The organism is Streptomyces sp. TLI_105 (assembly GCF_900105415.1).
GTDB lineage: Bacteria > Actinomycetota > Actinomycetes > Streptomycetales > Streptomycetaceae > Streptomyces.
In genome coordinates, this window is the sequence record NZ_FNSM01000001.1 from 4,384,959 (window position 1) to 4,399,774 (window position 14,816).

Annotated in this window: 16 protein-coding genes; 12 read left to right on the forward strand and 4 right to left on the reverse strand. The window is 70.7% G+C overall.

Annotation, left to right across the window (positions count from 1 at the left end; all coding sequences use genetic code 11):
• The first annotated feature begins 149 nt into the window (after positions 1–149).
• Genes dnaK through BLW86_RS20095 form a run of 4 tightly spaced genes read left to right on the forward strand, consistent with a single transcriptional unit; the run spans position 150 to position 4,297 of the window.
• On the forward strand, positions 150–1,991 hold the full coding sequence (gene dnaK / locus BLW86_RS20080) for a molecular chaperone DnaK (protein ID WP_093875309.1): 1,842 nt from the start codon (positions 150–152) through the stop codon (positions 1,989–1,991).
• On the forward strand, positions 1,988–2,629 hold the full coding sequence (grpE, locus tag BLW86_RS20085; protein ID WP_093875310.1) for a nucleotide exchange factor GrpE: 642 nt from the start codon (positions 1,988–1,990) through the stop codon (positions 2,627–2,629). Before dnaK ends, grpE begins: the two co-directional genes overlap by 4 nt.
• A gap of 33 nt (positions 2,630–2,662) precedes the next feature.
• On the forward strand, positions 2,663–3,832 hold the full coding sequence (gene dnaJ, locus BLW86_RS20090) for a molecular chaperone DnaJ (RefSeq protein WP_093875311.1): 1,170 nt from the start codon (positions 2,663–2,665) through the stop codon (positions 3,830–3,832).
• 3 nt (positions 3,833–3,835) lie between these two features.
• Positions 3,836–4,297 (forward strand): heat shock protein transcriptional repressor HspR, encoded by a 462-nt coding sequence (locus BLW86_RS20095; RefSeq protein ID WP_093875312.1) that lies wholly within the window; start codon positions 3,836–3,838, stop codon positions 4,295–4,297.
• 68 nt (positions 4,298–4,365) lie between these two features.
• Here BLW86_RS20095 and BLW86_RS20100 read toward each other — a convergent pair whose 3' ends face one another.
• Positions 4,366–5,346 (reverse strand): helix-turn-helix domain-containing protein, encoded by a 981-nt coding sequence (locus tag BLW86_RS20100; protein ID WP_030690798.1) that lies wholly within the window; start codon positions 5,344–5,346, stop codon positions 4,366–4,368.
• 133 nt (positions 5,347–5,479) lie between these two features.
• On the opposite strand from BLW86_RS20100, the gene BLW86_RS20105 reads away from it, so the two are divergent.
• Together BLW86_RS20105 and BLW86_RS20110 are read left to right on the forward strand one after the other, a co-directional pair.
• Entirely contained in the window at positions 5,480–5,692 is a 213-nt protein-coding gene (locus tag BLW86_RS20105) for a hypothetical protein (protein ID WP_030690799.1), read from the forward strand.
• A gap of 8 nt (positions 5,693–5,700) precedes the next feature.
• A complete protein-coding gene (locus tag BLW86_RS20110) occupies positions 5,701–6,018 on the forward strand; it encodes a Rieske (2Fe-2S) protein (RefSeq protein ID WP_078953989.1) in 318 nt (105 codons plus the stop codon).
• Between the two features lie 113 nt (positions 6,019–6,131).
• Here the strand turns inward: BLW86_RS20110 and BLW86_RS20115 are convergent, their stop codons facing one another.
• Positions 6,132–6,536 (reverse strand): pyridoxamine 5'-phosphate oxidase family protein, encoded by a 405-nt coding sequence (locus BLW86_RS20115; RefSeq protein WP_093875313.1) that lies wholly within the window; start codon positions 6,534–6,536, stop codon positions 6,132–6,134.
• Positions 6,537–6,658: 122 nt separating this feature from the next.
• Here BLW86_RS20115 and clpB point away from each other — a divergent pair, with 122 nt between their 5' ends.
• Positions 6,659–9,250 carry an ATP-dependent chaperone ClpB gene (gene clpB / locus BLW86_RS20120; protein WP_093875314.1) on the forward strand — a complete coding sequence of 864 codons (2,592 nt, stop codon included), beginning with the start codon at positions 6,659–6,661 and terminating at the stop codon, positions 9,248–9,250.
• Between the two features lie 40 nt (positions 9,251–9,290).
• On the opposite strand, the gene BLW86_RS20125 is transcribed toward clpB, so the two are convergent.
• Positions 9,291–9,719 (reverse strand): hypothetical protein, encoded by a 429-nt coding sequence (locus BLW86_RS20125; RefSeq protein ID WP_093875315.1) that lies wholly within the window; start codon positions 9,717–9,719, stop codon positions 9,291–9,293.
• A gap of 117 nt (positions 9,720–9,836) precedes the next feature.
• Here BLW86_RS20125 and BLW86_RS20130 point away from each other — a divergent pair, with 117 nt between their 5' ends.
• Positions 9,837–10,385: a type III secretion system chaperone family protein gene (locus BLW86_RS20130; RefSeq protein WP_177181704.1), complete on the forward strand. Its 549-nt coding sequence runs from the start codon at positions 9,837–9,839 to the stop codon at positions 10,383–10,385.
• 85 nt (positions 10,386–10,470) lie between these two features.
• Here BLW86_RS20130 and BLW86_RS20135 read toward each other — a convergent pair whose 3' ends face one another.
• On the reverse strand, positions 10,471–11,673 hold the full coding sequence (locus tag BLW86_RS20135; RefSeq protein WP_093875317.1) for a pyridoxal phosphate-dependent aminotransferase: 1,203 nt from the start codon (positions 11,671–11,673) through the stop codon (positions 10,471–10,473).
• Between the two features lie 187 nt (positions 11,674–11,860).
• Here BLW86_RS20135 and BLW86_RS20140 point away from each other — a divergent pair, with 187 nt between their 5' ends.
• From BLW86_RS20140 to BLW86_RS20155, 4 genes are all read left to right on the forward strand, one after another.
• The gene (locus BLW86_RS20140) at positions 11,861–12,055 is read left to right on the forward strand and encodes a hypothetical protein (RefSeq protein WP_177181705.1); all 195 of its coding nucleotides are present in this window, start codon (positions 11,861–11,863) and stop codon (positions 12,053–12,055) included.
• 52 nt (positions 12,056–12,107) lie between these two features.
• A complete protein-coding gene (locus BLW86_RS20145; protein WP_093875318.1) occupies positions 12,108–12,320 on the forward strand; it encodes a hypothetical protein in 213 nt (70 codons plus the stop codon).
• 217 nt (positions 12,321–12,537) lie between these two features.
• Positions 12,538–13,056 carry a DUF2617 family protein gene (locus tag BLW86_RS20150; protein WP_093875319.1) on the forward strand — a complete coding sequence of 173 codons (519 nt, stop codon included), beginning with the start codon at positions 12,538–12,540 and terminating at the stop codon, positions 13,054–13,056.
• 75 nt (positions 13,057–13,131) lie between these two features.
• Entirely contained in the window at positions 13,132–14,814 is a 1,683-nt protein-coding gene (locus BLW86_RS20155) for a polyamine aminopropyltransferase (RefSeq protein WP_256341367.1), read from the forward strand.
• Positions 14,815–14,816: the final 2 nt, after the last annotated feature.

Consider the following 14,816-nt stretch of genomic DNA (forward strand, 5'->3'; position numbering starts at 1 on the left):
ATCGGGGCAAAGGGCGGGAGCGACGCGCCGATTGAGCGCCACGGCCGATGAAGAGTTGAGTCGCCTCGACTCAGGTCTGTTGACGTGGTTCGGTTCCTCGTGCATCCTTGAGTCAGTTCCACTCAAGTCAGTCAGCTGGAGGAATCGAAATGGCACGTGCGGTCGGCATCGACCTGGGCACGACTAACTCCGTCGTCAGCGTTCTGGAAGGCGGCGAGCCCACCGTCATCACCAACGCCGAGGGCGCCAGGACCACGCCGTCCGTCGTCGCCTTCGCGAAGAACGGCGAGGTGCTCGTCGGCGAGGTGGCCAAGCGTCAGGCCGTCACCAACGTCGACAGGACCATCCGGTCGGTCAAGCGCCACATGGGCACCGACTGGAAGATCGACATCGACGGCAAGTCCTTCAACCCGCAGCAGATGAGCGCCTTCATCCTGCAGAAGCTCAAGCGCGACGCCGAGGCGTACCTGGGCGAGAAGGTCGTCGACGCGGTCATCACCGTCCCGGCGTACTTCAACGACTCCGAGCGTCAGGCCACCAAGGAGGCCGGTGAGATCGCGGGCCTCAACGTCCTGCGCATCGTCAACGAGCCGACCGCGGCCGCCCTGGCCTACGGCCTCGACAAGGACGACCAGACGATCCTCGTCTTCGACCTCGGTGGCGGCACCTTCGACGTGTCCCTCCTGGAGATCGGCGACGGCGTCGTCGAGGTGAAGGCCACCAACGGTGACAACCACCTCGGTGGTGACGACTGGGACCAGCGCGTCGTCGACTACCTGGTGACGCAGTTCCAGAACGGTCACGGCGTGGACCTGGCCAAGGACAAGATGGCCCTCCAGCGTCTGCGCGAGGCGGCCGAGAAGGCGAAGATCGAGCTCTCGTCCTCGACCGAGACCACGATCAACCTGCCCTACATCACGGCCTCCGCCGAGGGCCCGCTGCACCTGGACGAGAAGCTCACGCGCGCCCAGTTCCAGCAGCTCACCTCGGACCTGCTCGACCGCTGCAAGGTGCCGTTCCACAACGTCATCAAGGACGCGGGCATCCAGCTCTCCGAGATCGACCACGTCGTCCTCGTCGGTGGCTCGACCCGCATGCCGGCCGTCGCCGAGCTCGTCAAGGAGCTGACCGGCGGTCAGGACGCCAACAAGGGCGTCAACCCGGACGAGGTCGTCGCCATCGGCGCCGCGCTCCAGGCCGGTGTCCTCAAGGGTGAGGTCAAGGACGTCCTGCTCCTCGACGTGACCCCGCTGTCCCTCGGCATCGAGACCAAGGGCGGCATCATGACCAAGCTCATCGAGCGCAACACCACGATCCCGACCAAGCGGTCCGAGATCTTCACGACGGCCGAGGACAACCAGCCGTCCGTGCAGATCCAGGTCTACCAGGGCGAGCGCGAGATCGCGGCGTACAACAAGAAGCTCGGCATGTTCGAGCTGACCGGTCTGCCGCCGGCCCCCCGTGGCGTCCCGCAGATCGAGGTCGCCTTCGACATCGACGCCAACGGCATCATGCACGTGACCGCGAAGGACCTGGGCACGGGCAAGGAGCAGAAGATGACCGTCACCGGCGGCTCCTCGCTGCCGAAGGACGAGGTCGACCGGATGCGCCAGGAGGCCGAGCAGTACGCGGACGAGGACCACCGTCGCCGCGAGGCCGCCGAGTCCCGCAACCAGGGTGAGCAGCTCGTCTACCAGACGGAGAAGTTCATCAAGGACAACGAGGACAAGCTCCCCGGTGACGTCAAGACCGAGGTCGAGGCCGCTCTCGCCGAGCTGAAGGAGAAGCTCAAGGGCGAGGACACCGCCGAGATCCGCACCGCCACCGAGAAGGTCGCGGCCGTCTCGCAGAAGCTCGGCCAGGCGCTGTACGCCGACGCCCAGGGCGCCCAGGCCGCCGGCGGCGACGCCGGTCAGGCCCAGGCGCAGGACGACGACGTCGTCGACGCCGAGATCGTCGACGAGGACAAGCCGAAGGGCGGCCAGGCGTGACCGAGGAGACCCCGGGCTTCGAGGAGAAGCCCGACGTCCCCTCCGGCGCCACCCCTGACGACGCCGCCGAGGCCGTCGAGTCCGAGGAGGACGCGACGGCCCCGGCCGGGGACGCAAGCAGCCAGAAGTCGGCACAGGCCGCGGGTCTCACCGCCCAGCTGGACCAGGTGCGCTCCGCGCTCGACGAGCGCACCGCGGACCTCCAGCGGCTCCAGGCCGAGTACCAGAACTACCGCCGCCGCGTGGAGCGGGACCGGATCACGGTCAAGGAGATCGCCGTCGCGAGCCTCCTGTCCGAGCTCCTGCCCGTGCTCGACGACGTCGGCCGGGCCCGGGACCACGGCGAGCTCGTGGGCGGGTTCAAGTCGGTGGCCGAATCGCTGGAGACCGTCGTCGCCAAGATGGGTCTGCAGCAGTTCGGCAAGGAGGGCGAGCCCTTCGACCCGACGATCCACGAGGCCCTGATGCACTCGTACGCGCCGGACGTCACCGAGACGACCTGCGTGGCGATCCTGCAGCCCGGGTATCGGATCGGCGAGCGGACCATCCGGCCCGCCCGCGTGGCCGTCGCCGAGCCCCAGCCGGGCGCGCAGGCGAAGGCGGAGGAGTCGGATGACTCCGAGAAGGACAGCGAGTAACAGCCGTACCCGCACGCGGGAGGAGGGACGTCGATGAGCACGAAGGACTTCGTCGAGAAGGACTACTACAAGGTTCTCGGCGTCCCCAAGGACGCCACCGAGGCCGAGATCAAGAAGGCGTACCGGAAGCTCGCCCGCGAGAACCATCCGGACGCCAACAAGGGTGACGCGAGCGCCGAGACGCGCTTCAAGGAGATCTCCGAGGCGAACGACGTCCTCGGCGACCCCAAGAAGCGCAAGGAGTACGACGACGCCCGCGCCCTCTTCGGGAACGGCGGTTTCAGAGCCGGCGGACCGGGCGCCGGAGGTTCGTTCAACTTCGACCTGGGCGACCTCTTCGGGGGCGCCCAGGGCGGGGCGGGCGGCTTCGGCGGCGGCGGGCTCGGCGACGTCTTCGGAGGGCTGTTCAACCGCGGCGGGGGCACCGGCCGCACCCATCCCCGGCGCGGCCAGGACATCGAGTCCGAGGTGACGCTCAGCTTCACCGAGGCCATCGAGGGCGCGACCGTGCCGCTGCGGATGTCCAGCCAGCAGCCGTGCACCGCGTGTTCGGGCACCGGCGACAAGAACGGCACGCCCCGGGTGTGCCCGACCTGCGTCGGCACCGGGCAGGTCTCGCGCGGCAGCGGCGGCGGCTTCTCGCTCACCGACCCGTGCGTGGACTGCAAGGGCCGCGGCCTCATCGCCGAGAACCCCTGCGAGGTCTGCAAGGGCAGCGGGCGGGCCAAGTCCTCCCGCACCATGCAGGTCCGCATCCCGGCGGGTGTCAGCGACAACCAGAAGATCCGTCTGCGCGGCAAGGGCGCGCCGGGCGAGCGCGGCGGGCAGAACGGCGACCTGTACGTCGTCGTGCACGTCGACGACCACCCGGTCTTCGGCCGCAAGGACGACAACCTCACCGTCACGGTGCCGGTCTCCTTCTCGGAGGCGGCGCTCGGCGGCGAGATCAAGGTGCCGACCCTCGGCGGTCCCGCGGTCACCCTCAAGCTGCCCGCGGGCACCCCGAACGGCCGGACCATGCGCGCCCGGGGCAAGGGCGCGGTCCGCAAGGACGGCACGCGCGGCGACCTCCTGGTGACGGTCGAGGTGGCGGTGCCGAAGGAGCTGGACGACAAGGCACGAGAGGCCCTGGAGACCTTCCGCGAGGCGACCGCCTCCGAGGATCCGCGGGCCGAGCTGTTCCAGGCCGCGAAGGGAGCGTGACCCGTGGAAGGGCGCCGACGGCAGCCAGGTTTTAGCAACAGGGCGTTCGAACTGACCGACGAGTCGCCGGTGTACGTCATCTCGGTGGCGGCCCAGCTCTCCGGGCTGCACCCGCAGACCCTGCGGCAGTACGACCGCCTGGGCCTGGTCTCCCCGGACCGCACGGCCGGGCGGGGCCGCCGCTACTCGGCCCGTGACATCGAGCTGCTCCGTCAGGTGCAGCAGCTGTCGCAGGACGAGGGCATCAACCTGGCCGGGATCAAGCGGATCATCGAACTGGAGAACCAGGTCGCGGCGCTCCAGGCCCGGGTGTCCGAGCTGTCGGCGGCGGTCGAGGGCGCGGCGGCGACGCTGCGCCAGCGCGAGGCCCAGGTGCACGCCTCGTACCGCCGGGACCTGGTGCCGTACACCGACGTGCAGCAGGCGAGCGCCCTCGTGGTGTGGCGCCCGAAGCGGGGCGAGTAGCACTTTCCCTGTCACGGCTGAGGCCCCCTCCACCCGGGTGGAGGGGGCCTCAGCCGTGTCTCACGGGCTCAGTTGTCCCGTTCGAGGATGCCGGACTGGGCGATCAGATAGCCGAGCTGTGCGCGGCTGCCGCTGCCGAGGGCGGCGGCGAGCTTGGCGATGTGCGCCCGGCAGGTCCGCACGTTCATCCCGAGCCGGCGGGCGATGGCCTCGTCGACGTGCCCCTCGACGAGGAGCCGGGCGATGGAGCGCTGGACGCCGCCGATGCCGTCGGTCTTGATGTCGTACGGGATCTCCTCCCGTATCGGCACCGCCAGCTGCCAGAACTGGTCGAAGACGCCGCCGAGGTAGGCGACCAGACCGGGGTGGCGCAGCTCCAGGGCGACCTGGCGGTCGCTGCGGGCCGGGATGAAGGCGACCTCGCGGTCGACGATGATCAGCCGGTCGATGATCTCTTCGAGGGTGCGGACCTGGACCTCGGGGCCGACGTGCTCCAGATAGGTCAGCGTGAGCTCGGTGTGGCGCGCGGTGTGCTGGTAGAGCGTGCGCATGCTGATGCCGCGTCCCAGGAGCGGGGAGACGCGGTCGAGGGCCTCGCTGAGGGCCTGGGCGGGCCGCCCGCCGCCCGGCTGGACGGTGAGGAGTTCCTGGCGGCAGTTGGCCACGACGCGGTCGAGGGTCGAGTTGATGCGGTCGATGCCCTCGAGGACGGTGATGGCGTGGGTGGTGGGGGAGTCGTGGGCGCTGATGGCCATGAACGGCTCGAAGGCGTCCGACAGGGCGACGGTGCGCCGCCGGCGGTCGAGTATCTCCCGTTCGATCGGCTGGAGCAGCTGGGCGAGCGCCGCGGAGGGGGGAACCGGACGCAGCCACTGCGCGTCGTCGGGGTCGGGGTGGAGCAGGGACAGGTCGAGGAGGCAGGGTGCCTCGACCGCCTCTGACCGGGGTATTCGCCCGGTGCGCAGAGCGGCCGCATACAGCTCGGAGCCCGCTTCGCACAGTTCGGCGTGCGAATGAGGGTGACCTGTTTCGTCCGCTTGTTTCCGCATATGTACACCCCCAGGCTCCTGCATCTCAGGAACATGATGCCTGGGTTTGGTGGTGCAGGCGCAGAGAGTAAGCCATCGTCTTACTCGCGGGGGTTGGAAAAGAGACGTTGCCTTCAAGTGAGGTTGCTCGGTGATGATGAAGAAGCTCATACGCGCGGCGGCCGGACTCGCCTTCATCGCGGCCGCCACAGTGGGCGCGGGAGTGGCCCTTGACCCGGGCTGGCACTCGGAGCCGGCGCAGGTGCAGGCCGCTCAGCTCGACCCGGGCTGGCACCTCGCGGCCCCCACGCTCCTCGATGACCCGGGCTGGAGCGTGGCCCCCGCGCAGGACCCCGGCTGGAACTAGTCGGGCACATGAATGTTCCCGATGACCCCAGGTTCCGCCGGGAGATGGCCTCGGCCTATCGCTCCGGCTGGCACTTCGTCGATCTCGCCACGGCAATCCCCCACCGTGGCGACTCGCTGAAGGTCACCCTCTTCGGAGAGCCGATCGTCGTCGCCCGCGAGCAGGACGAAGACGTCCGCGCGTACCGCTGTCTGCGCCGTCCCCGCGGCGCTCCGCAGCCCATCCGCTGTGCCATCCGGTACGGCATGATCTTCGTCAACCTCGATCAGCGGGACCACCAGCTGATCGAAGCAGAGGCCATCACCGCCACCCCCCGCAGTGCCTGAGCGATTCCCCCGTCGTTGTAGATCGCTCCGGCACTTCCCCCACACAGCGGCGCCATCGCGGACCTGAAACGCGATGGCGCCGCTGTGCTTTCCGTTTTTCCCCGCCCGTGCGGTCAGGCGCGGCCCATCGCCCGGGTGAGGGCGATCTCGATGACGACCCGGTCCGGGTTCGGGGCCGGCGTGCGGCCGTAGCGCTCGGCGTAGCGGGCGACGGCGTCCGCGACCGTCTCGGCCTCCGTACGGATGCGGGCGACGCCCTCCAGGGTGGCCCAGCGCCCCTTGTCGACCTGGCAGACCGCGACCCGCGCCCCGTCCGCGCCCGCCGCCAGGACGTTGGCGACCTTCCGGCTGTTCTTGTTGGTGATCACGCGCGCGTACCCGCCCTCGGGGTCGTACGTGACGCCGACCGCGACGACGTGCGGCGTGCCGTCCGGGCGCGGGGTGGTCAGGGTGCACATGTGGTACTCGCGCCAGAAGCTCAGGTACGAGTCGGAGGGGTTCCTGGGGTCTGTGGCCATGCCCGGAAACTACCCGCGGGAGGGCTCCCTCCGACACCTTGAGCGGAGGCGACTCAACTTTGTGTACCCTGGAGAGGTCATAGGAGGAGAGGACCCACGACAATCCAGAAGGAGCCCCGCACGTGGACGCCGAACTGACCAACAGGAGCCGGGACGCGATCAACGCGGCGAGCAGCCGCGCCGTGGCGGACGGACACGCCGACCTGACCCCGGCCCATCTGCTGCTCGCGCTGCTGACCGGTCAGGACAACGAGAACATCACCGACCTGCTCGCCGCCGCCGGGGCCGACCAGGCGGCCGTACGCTCCGGCGCCGAGCGGCTCCTCGCCGGTCTGCCGAGCGTCACGGGGTCCACGGTCGCGCCCCCGCAGCCCAACCGCGACTTCCTCGCCGTCCTCGCGGACGCCGACAAGCGCGCCAAGGAGCTCGGCGACGACTTCCTCTCGACCGAGCACCTGCTCATCGGGATCGCCGCCAAGGGCGGCCAGGCCGGTGAGATCCTCGACAAGCAGGGCGCGAGCGCATCGATGCTGCTCGACGCCTTCGAGAACAGCAGGGGAGGACGCCGGGTGACCACACCGGACCCGGAGGGGCAGTACAAGGCGCTGGAGAAGTTCGGCACGGACTTCACCGCCGCCGCGCGCGAGGGCAAGCTGGACCCGGTCATCGGCCGCGACCACGAGATCCGGCGCGTCGTCCAGGTGCTGTCCCGCCGCACCAAGAACAACCCCGTCCTCATCGGCGAGCCCGGCGTCGGCAAGACCGCCGTCGTCGAGGGCCTCGCCCAGCGGATCGTGAAGGGCGACGTCCCCGAGTCCCTGAAGAACAAGCGGCTCGTCGCGCTCGACCTCGGCGCGATGGTCGCCGGCGCGAAGTACCGCGGCGAGTTCGAGGAGCGCCTGAAGACCGTCCTGTCCGAGATCAAGGACAGCGACGGCCAGATCATCACCTTCATCGACGAGCTGCACACGGTCGTCGGCGCGGGCGCCGGCGGCGACTCCGCCATGGACGCCGGCAACATGCTCAAGCCGATGCTGGCCCGGGGCGAGCTCCGCATGGTCGGCGCGACCACCCTCGACGAGTACCGCGAGCGGATCGAGAAGGACCCCGCCCTGGAGCGCCGCTTCCAGCAGGTCCTGGTCGCCGAGCCGACCGTCGAGGACACCATCGCGATCCTCCGAGGCCTCAAGGGCCGGTACGAGGCCCACCACAAGGTGCAGATCAACGACTCCGCGCTGGTGGCCGCCGCGACCCTCTCCGACCGGTACATCACCTCCCGCTTCCTCCCCGACAAGGCCATCGACCTCGTCGACGAGGCCGCCTCCCGGCTCCGCATGGAGATCGACTCCTCGCCCGTCGAGATCGACGAGCTCCAGCGCTCCGTGGACCGGCTCCGCATGGAGGAGCTGGCCCTGAAGAACGAGACGGACGCGGCGAGCAAGCAGCGCCTGGAGAAGCTGCGGCGCGACCTCGCCGACCGCGAGGAGGAGCTGCGCGGCCTCACCGCCCGCTGGGAGAAGGAGAAGCAGTCCCTCAACCGGGTCGGCGAGCTGAAGGAGCGCCTCGACGAGACCCGCGGCCGCGCCGAGCGCGCCCAGCGCGACGGCGACTTCGACACCGCCTCCAAGCTGCTGTACGGGGAGATCCCGGCCCTGGAGCGGGAGCTGGAGGCCGCCACCGAGGCGGAGGCCCAGCAGGAGGCGGCCAAGGACACCATGGTCAAGGACGAGGTCGGGCCCGACGACATCGCGGACGTGGTCGGCTCCTGGACCGGCATCCCCGCCGGCCGCCTCCTGGAGGGCGAGACGCAGAAGCTGCTCCGCATGGAGGACGAGATCGGCAGGCGGCTGATCGGCCAGTCCGAGGCCGTCCAGGCGGTCTCCGACGCGGTGCGCCGCACCCGCGCCGGGATCGCCGACCCCGACCGGCCCACCGGCTCCTTCCTCTTCCTCGGCCCGACCGGCGTCGGCAAGACCGAGCTGGCGAAGGCGCTCGCGGACTTCCTCTTCGACGACGAGCGGGCCATGGTCCGCATCGACATGTCGGAGTACGGCGAGAAGCACTCCGTCGCCCGCCTGGTCGGCGCGCCCCCCGGCTACGTCGGCTACGAGGAGGGCGGCCAGCTCACGGAGGCGGTCCGCCGCCGCCCGTACAGCGTGGTCCTGCTCGACGAGGTGGAGAAGGCGCACCCGGAGGTCTTCGACGTCCTGCTCCAGGTCCTGGACGACGGACGCCTGACCGACGGGCAGGGCCGGACGGTGGACTTCCGCAACACCATCCTGATCTTGACCTCGAACCTCGGCAGTCAGTACCTGGTCGAGCCGCTGACCTCGGAGGACGTGAAGAAGCAGCAGGTCCTGGAGGTCGTGCGGGCGAGCTTCAAGCCCGAGTTCCTCAACCGGCTGGACGACCTGGTCGTCTTCTCCGCGCTCGACCGGGCCGAGCTGGGGCGGATCGCACAGCTCCAGATCGACCGGCTCGCCAAGCGCCTCGCCGACCGGCGCCTCACCCTGGAGGTCACCCCGGAGGCCCTGGAGTGGCTCGCCGAGGAGGGCAACGACCCCGCGTACGGCGCGCGGCCGCTGCGCCGCCTGATCCAGACGGCGATCGGCGACCGGCTCGCCAAGGAGATCCTGGCGGGCGAGGTCGTGGACGGCGACACGGTCCGGGTGGACCGCTTCGAGGACGGCCTGATCGTCGGGGCGGCGCAGTAGCCGTCCCCGGCGGGCCGGGGCCTGTCCTTCGGATCAGGCCCTACAGGTCGAAGGAGCCGAGGTGTACGAGGGCGGTGCCGCCGTCCTCGTACACCACCTTCACGTCGACGTAGAGCGCCTGGTCGAAGTCCACGTCCAGGCAGAGGTCCCCGTCGCAGGAGACGGGCGGCCTGCCGCTCGGATAGGTGGTTCTCAGCCAGTCGGCGACCCCGGCGCGCGGCATGCGGAAGTCCACCGTGATGTACGAGTCCTGCCAGTGCGTCCCGGTGCAGCGGGCGTCCTCGGCGCCCGCCGGAAGCCTGCCGCGGGCGAACTCCATCGCATCGGCGCAGTCCACCGGCTGCGTCCTGCTGCCCTCGCCGAGGGAGTAGGCGCCCCAGGCCAGGAACGTGACGGGCAGCCCGCAGAGCGCCAGGAGCCCCACGACGAGCCAGATCCACCGCCGGGATTTCTTCTTCGTGTCCCCCATGGGCACGAGATCATGTCAGCCGGGAGCGGATCTTGCCTCTTCCGGACCGGCGGGGCTTGCCACGTACCGCCCGGCATGGGGGAGGATGGCGAGCATCCGTACGAAGGGAAATACACGGTGAGCATCGACCCGTCCTCGATTCCGAATTTCGGGGGCCAGCCCCAGCCTCAGGCCGCAGGACCGGCGGGCCCCGTCGTCCCCGACCAGGACCTCGTCAAGCAGCTCCTCGACCAGATGGAACTCAAGTACGTCGTCGACGACGAGGGTGACCTCGCGGCGCCGTGGGAGGAGTTCCGCACGTACTTCATGTTCCGCGGCGAGGGCGAGCAGCAGGTCTTCTCGGTGCGGACGTTCTACGACCGCCCGCACTCGGCCGACGACCGCGCGAAGGTCCTCGACGCGATCGACGACTGGAACCGCCGCACCCTGTGGCCCAAGGTCTACACCCACCTGCACGAGGAGGAGGACGGCTCCGCCACCCTCCGCCTCATCGGCGAGGCCCAGATGCTGATCGGCACCGGCGTCGCCCTGGAGCACTTCGTGTCCTCCACGGTCAGCTGGGTCCGCGCGTCGATCGAGTTCGACAAGTGGATCGTCGAGCAGTTCGGCCTGGAGTCCCCGGAGGCCAAGGCCGAGGGCGCCGAGGGCGGCGACGAGGAGGCCTGAGCCTACCCGTCCCGCGCAGGACGCCCGCGAGAGCCCGGACCCCTCCGAGGGGCCCGGGCTCTCGCGCGTTCCGGGGCGTGTCGACTCAGGCGAGGCGCTTGAGGCGGGAGACGGCCTCCTCCAGGACCTCGGTCTTCTTGCAGAAGGCGAAGCGGACGAAGGGGGCGCCCTCCTCGCGGTGGTCGTAGAAGACCGCGTTGGGGATGGCGACGACGCCCGCGCGCTCCGGGAGGGAGCGGCAGAAGGCGAAGCCGTCGGTGGCGCCGAGGGGGCGGATGTCGGTGGTGACGAAGTAGGTGCCGGCCGGGCGGTAGACCTCGAAGCCCGCCTGTACGAGGCCCTCGCTCAGCAGGTCCCGCTTGGCGCGCAGGTCGGCGCGCAGGCCGTCGAAGTAGGCGGCGGGGAGCCGGAGGGCCTCGGCGATCGCGTACTGGAAGGGGCCCGAGGAGACGTACGTGAGGAACTGCTTGGCCGAGCGGACGGCGGAGGTCAGCTCGGGGCTCGCGGTGATCCAGCCGACCTTCCAGCCCGTGAACGAGAACGTCTTGCCGCTGGAACCGATGGTGACCGTGCGCTCCCGCATGCCGGGCAGGCTCGCGATCGGCAGGTGCTCGGCCCCGTCGAAGACCAGGTGCTCGTACACCTCGTCCGTGACGACCAGCAGGTCCCGCTCGACCGCCAGCTCGGCGACGGCGGTCAGTTCGGCCCGGGTGAGGACCGTGCCGGTGGGGTTGTGCGGGGTGTTGAGCAGGATCAGCCGGGTCCGGTCGGTGACGGCGGCCCGCAGCTCGTCGAGGTCGAGGACGAAGCGTCGTTCGGCGGCTCCGTCGCGGACGCCCTCGTGGGGGCGGAGGGTGACGGGGACCCTGGTGCCGCCGGCCATCGCGATGCAGGCGGCGTACGAGTCGTAGTACGGCTCCAGGGCGATCACCTCGTCGCCCGGCTCGACCAGGGCGAGCAGGGCCGCCGCGATCGCCTCGGTGGCGCCCGCCGTGACGAGGACCTCGGCGTCGGGGTCGTACGCGAGGCCGTACCGCTCCCGCTGGTGGTCGGCGATCGCCGACCGCAGCTCGGGGACGCCGGGGCCGGGCGGGTACTGGTTGCCGCGGCCGTCCCGCAGCGCGCGGACCGCCGCCTCCCGGATCTCCTCCGGGCCGTCGGTGTCGGGGAAGCCCTGACCGAGGTTGATCGACCCGGTCCTGGCGGCGAGCGCGGACATCTCGGCGAAGATCGTCGTCCCGAACTCGGCGAGGCGGCGATTGAGCAGCGGTCGTGTCATGACCGCCATCCTGGGGCCAAGCTCTGGACTTGCTCAAGTGCGCTTTGGGGGGTGTCCGGGGAGGGGATCGCCCTGGCATGGACATCGCATTCTTCATCCTCGGGATCGCGGCCGTGATCGCGATCGTGGTGTGGATCGTCGCGCGCACGCTGAGCGGGACGACGCGGGTGAGCCGCGGCGGCGGCAGTGACAGCTGGTGGGCCGGTTCCTCGTCCTCCTCGTCCTCCTCGTCCTCCTCGTCTTCTTCCTCCTCTTCCTGCTCCTCGTCCTCGTCGTCCTCCTGCTCCACCTCGTCGTGTTCGAGCTCCTCCTGCTCGTCGTCCTCGTGTTCCAGCTGCTCCAGCTCGTCCTCGTGCAGCTGAAGCTCTGGACTCGCTCAAGTCGGCTTTGACGGGATGTCGGACCGGGCATCCCCCTCGCACAGAAGAACGGGGGTAGTACTGATGGGATTCTTCATTCTCCTCTTCGTCGTGTTCGTGGTGATCGGAGTGTTCTCCGGCACCCGTAAGGGCGGGAGCAAGCGGCGCGGCGGACACAAGCGCCGGGGCGGCAGCAGCTGGGCCGACGGCGGTGGCGGCTGCGGCGGGAGCAGCTCCTGTGGTTCCGGCAGCTCGTGCGGGTCCGGTTGCGGTGGTGGGGGCTGCGGCGGCAGCTGATTGAACAAGTGAACTGCTGGGTCCCCGAAGGGGTTGGAAACCACGGCAAGTTGGGTAAAAACGCTGCGAGTCGCCCGGCACACATGGTTCTCTCGCTCCTGACAGAGACAGCCCTCGGACCGTGTGTGGACCCGAGCCGGCGATTCCCCACTCCCGTAGAACCCTTCTCCGGGGCGCCCCCGGCCCACCCGTCAAACCGTGTTTGCGGAGCCGACCCATGCTCACCACCCTGAAGACCTCCTACACCGATACGCGCGCGGCAGATCTGGCCTGGGCCCTCGGGCGCGAGCCGCTGCCCGCGCTCGCCGTGCTCGATCTCGAACTCTCCGGAGCCAAGCTGCAGTTGAGACTGCTCGGCGCCTCTCATCAGGTCCTCCTGGAGGAGGAGGGGCGCCACTGCTCGGAGACCGTGGCCTGCATGCCGGGCAGCAGCACCCCGCTCCCGCTCGGCGTGTCCAAGCGCGTCGGCGAATGGGAGTACGAATTCGCGGCGCGCGTCGAGACGCTCACGCACGGCTCCTTCGCGGGCCGTGCGCAGGAGCTGCTCGCGCTCGTCGCCGACCACCCGAACGGACTCGCGGGGACCTTCCCCGGCTCGCCGCACGCCTTCACGGCGATGCTGGCGCAGCGTCACGAGGGTCAGGTGCGGTGGCGCACCTGGCACGCCTACCCGCAGGAGGGGCAGCTCGTGGTGACCAGGACCCGCCTCGGCGTATGTATGCCCGCAACGCTCTGATGCGCCCTCCCAAAGCACCATGTGCACTCGTGTGGGTGACAAAGGGTGCGACGGTCGTGACGTAGCGTTACGGGCATGATCGAGCCGACCGTGACCATGCCACCCAAGAGGGTGCGCCGGCCGCCCGTGCGGCGGTCCGTGCGGCCGCCGCGCGAGGCGGTCCGGTTCCCGGTCCTCGCGGTCGTCTTCGTCTGCGCCGCCTGCGGCCTGGTCTACGAGCTCGAACTCGTCGCCCTCGCCTCCTACTTGATCGGCGACTCGGTCACCCAGGCCTCCGTCGTGCTCTCCGTGATGGTCTTCGCGATGGGGGTGGGCTCGCTCCTCGCCAAGCGGCTGCGCTGTCGCGCCGCCGTCGGCTTCGGCCTGGTCGAGGCCGGGCTCGCGCTGATCGGCGGCTGCTCGGCGATGGTGCTGTACGCGGCCTTCGCCTGGCTGGGCGAATCGCGGTACGTGCTGGTGGCGTTCTCCCTCGCCATCGGGGTGCTCATCGGCGCCGAGATCCCGCTCCTGATGTCGCTCATACAGCGGGCGGGACGAGAACGTGCCGGGCGGACCGGGCGACAGGCCCCGTTCGGGGAGCAGGACGACGCCGCCGGGACGGTCGCCGACCTCTTCGCCGCCGACTACGTCGGCGCGCTCGTCGGCGGCCTCGCCTTCCCCTTCCTGCTGCTGCCCTGGCTCGGCCAGCTCACCGGCGCGCTCGTCACCGGCGCGGTCAACGCGGTCGCGGGCGGCGGCCTCGTCCTCTGGGTGTTCCGCCGCGACCTGACCCGCCGGTCCCGGGCCCTGCTCGTGGCCGTGAACCTGTGCGTCCTGACCGTCCTCGCCACCGCGACCGTCCTCGTCGACGACTTCGAACAGGCCGCGCGCCGCGCCGTGTACGGGGACCGGGTGCGGGTCGCCGTCCACACCGACCTCCAGGAGGTCGTGGTGACCGGGGACCGCGAGGAACCGCCCGACCTGTTCCTCGACGGGCGCCTGCGGGTGGCCGGCCGGGACGAGTACCGCTACCACGAGGCGCTCGTGCACCCCGCGATGAACGGCGCGCACGCGCGCGTGCTGATCGTCGGCGGCGGCGACGGGATGGCCGCCCGCGAGACCCTGCGCTACGCCGGGGTCCGCTCCGTCACCGTCGTCGAGCTCGACCCGGGGGTCGTCCGCCTCGCCCGTACGGACCCGGCGCTCGCCAGGCTCAACGCACAGGCCTTCCAAGACCCCCGCGTCCACGTCGTCTACGCGGACGCGTTCAACTGGCTGAGGGGCGCCGCCGATCGTCTGCAGGAACGGTACGACGTGGTGATCTCCGACCTGCCCGACCCGGGGATCACCCCCAGCACCAAGCTCTACTCGGAGGAGTTCTACGGCCTGGTGGCCCGGGTGCTCACCGCCCCCGGACGGTTCGTCGTGCACGCCGGATCGGCCACCGACCGGCCCCGCACCTACTGGACCGTCGACGCCACCCTGCGCGCCGCCGGCTTCGCGACCAGCCCGTTCAGCGCGGCCGGCCGCACCCCCGGCTTCGCCGCCGGACCCGACCGCGCCGACCGCGCCGGCCGCACGGGGCGGGGGCCCCGGGACTGGGGCTTCCTCCTGGCCGTACGGGGCGACCGGCCGCCCGCCCTCGGCCTCGCCCCCGGCGCGCCCCGGCTGCGCTCGCTCGGCGCCGGGACCCTGGAGGCCGCCGCGCGCCGCGCCGAAGGGACCCGCGGCGCCGCACCGCCGCCCTCGACCCTGGTGCACCCCCGGTACGGGGCCTGACG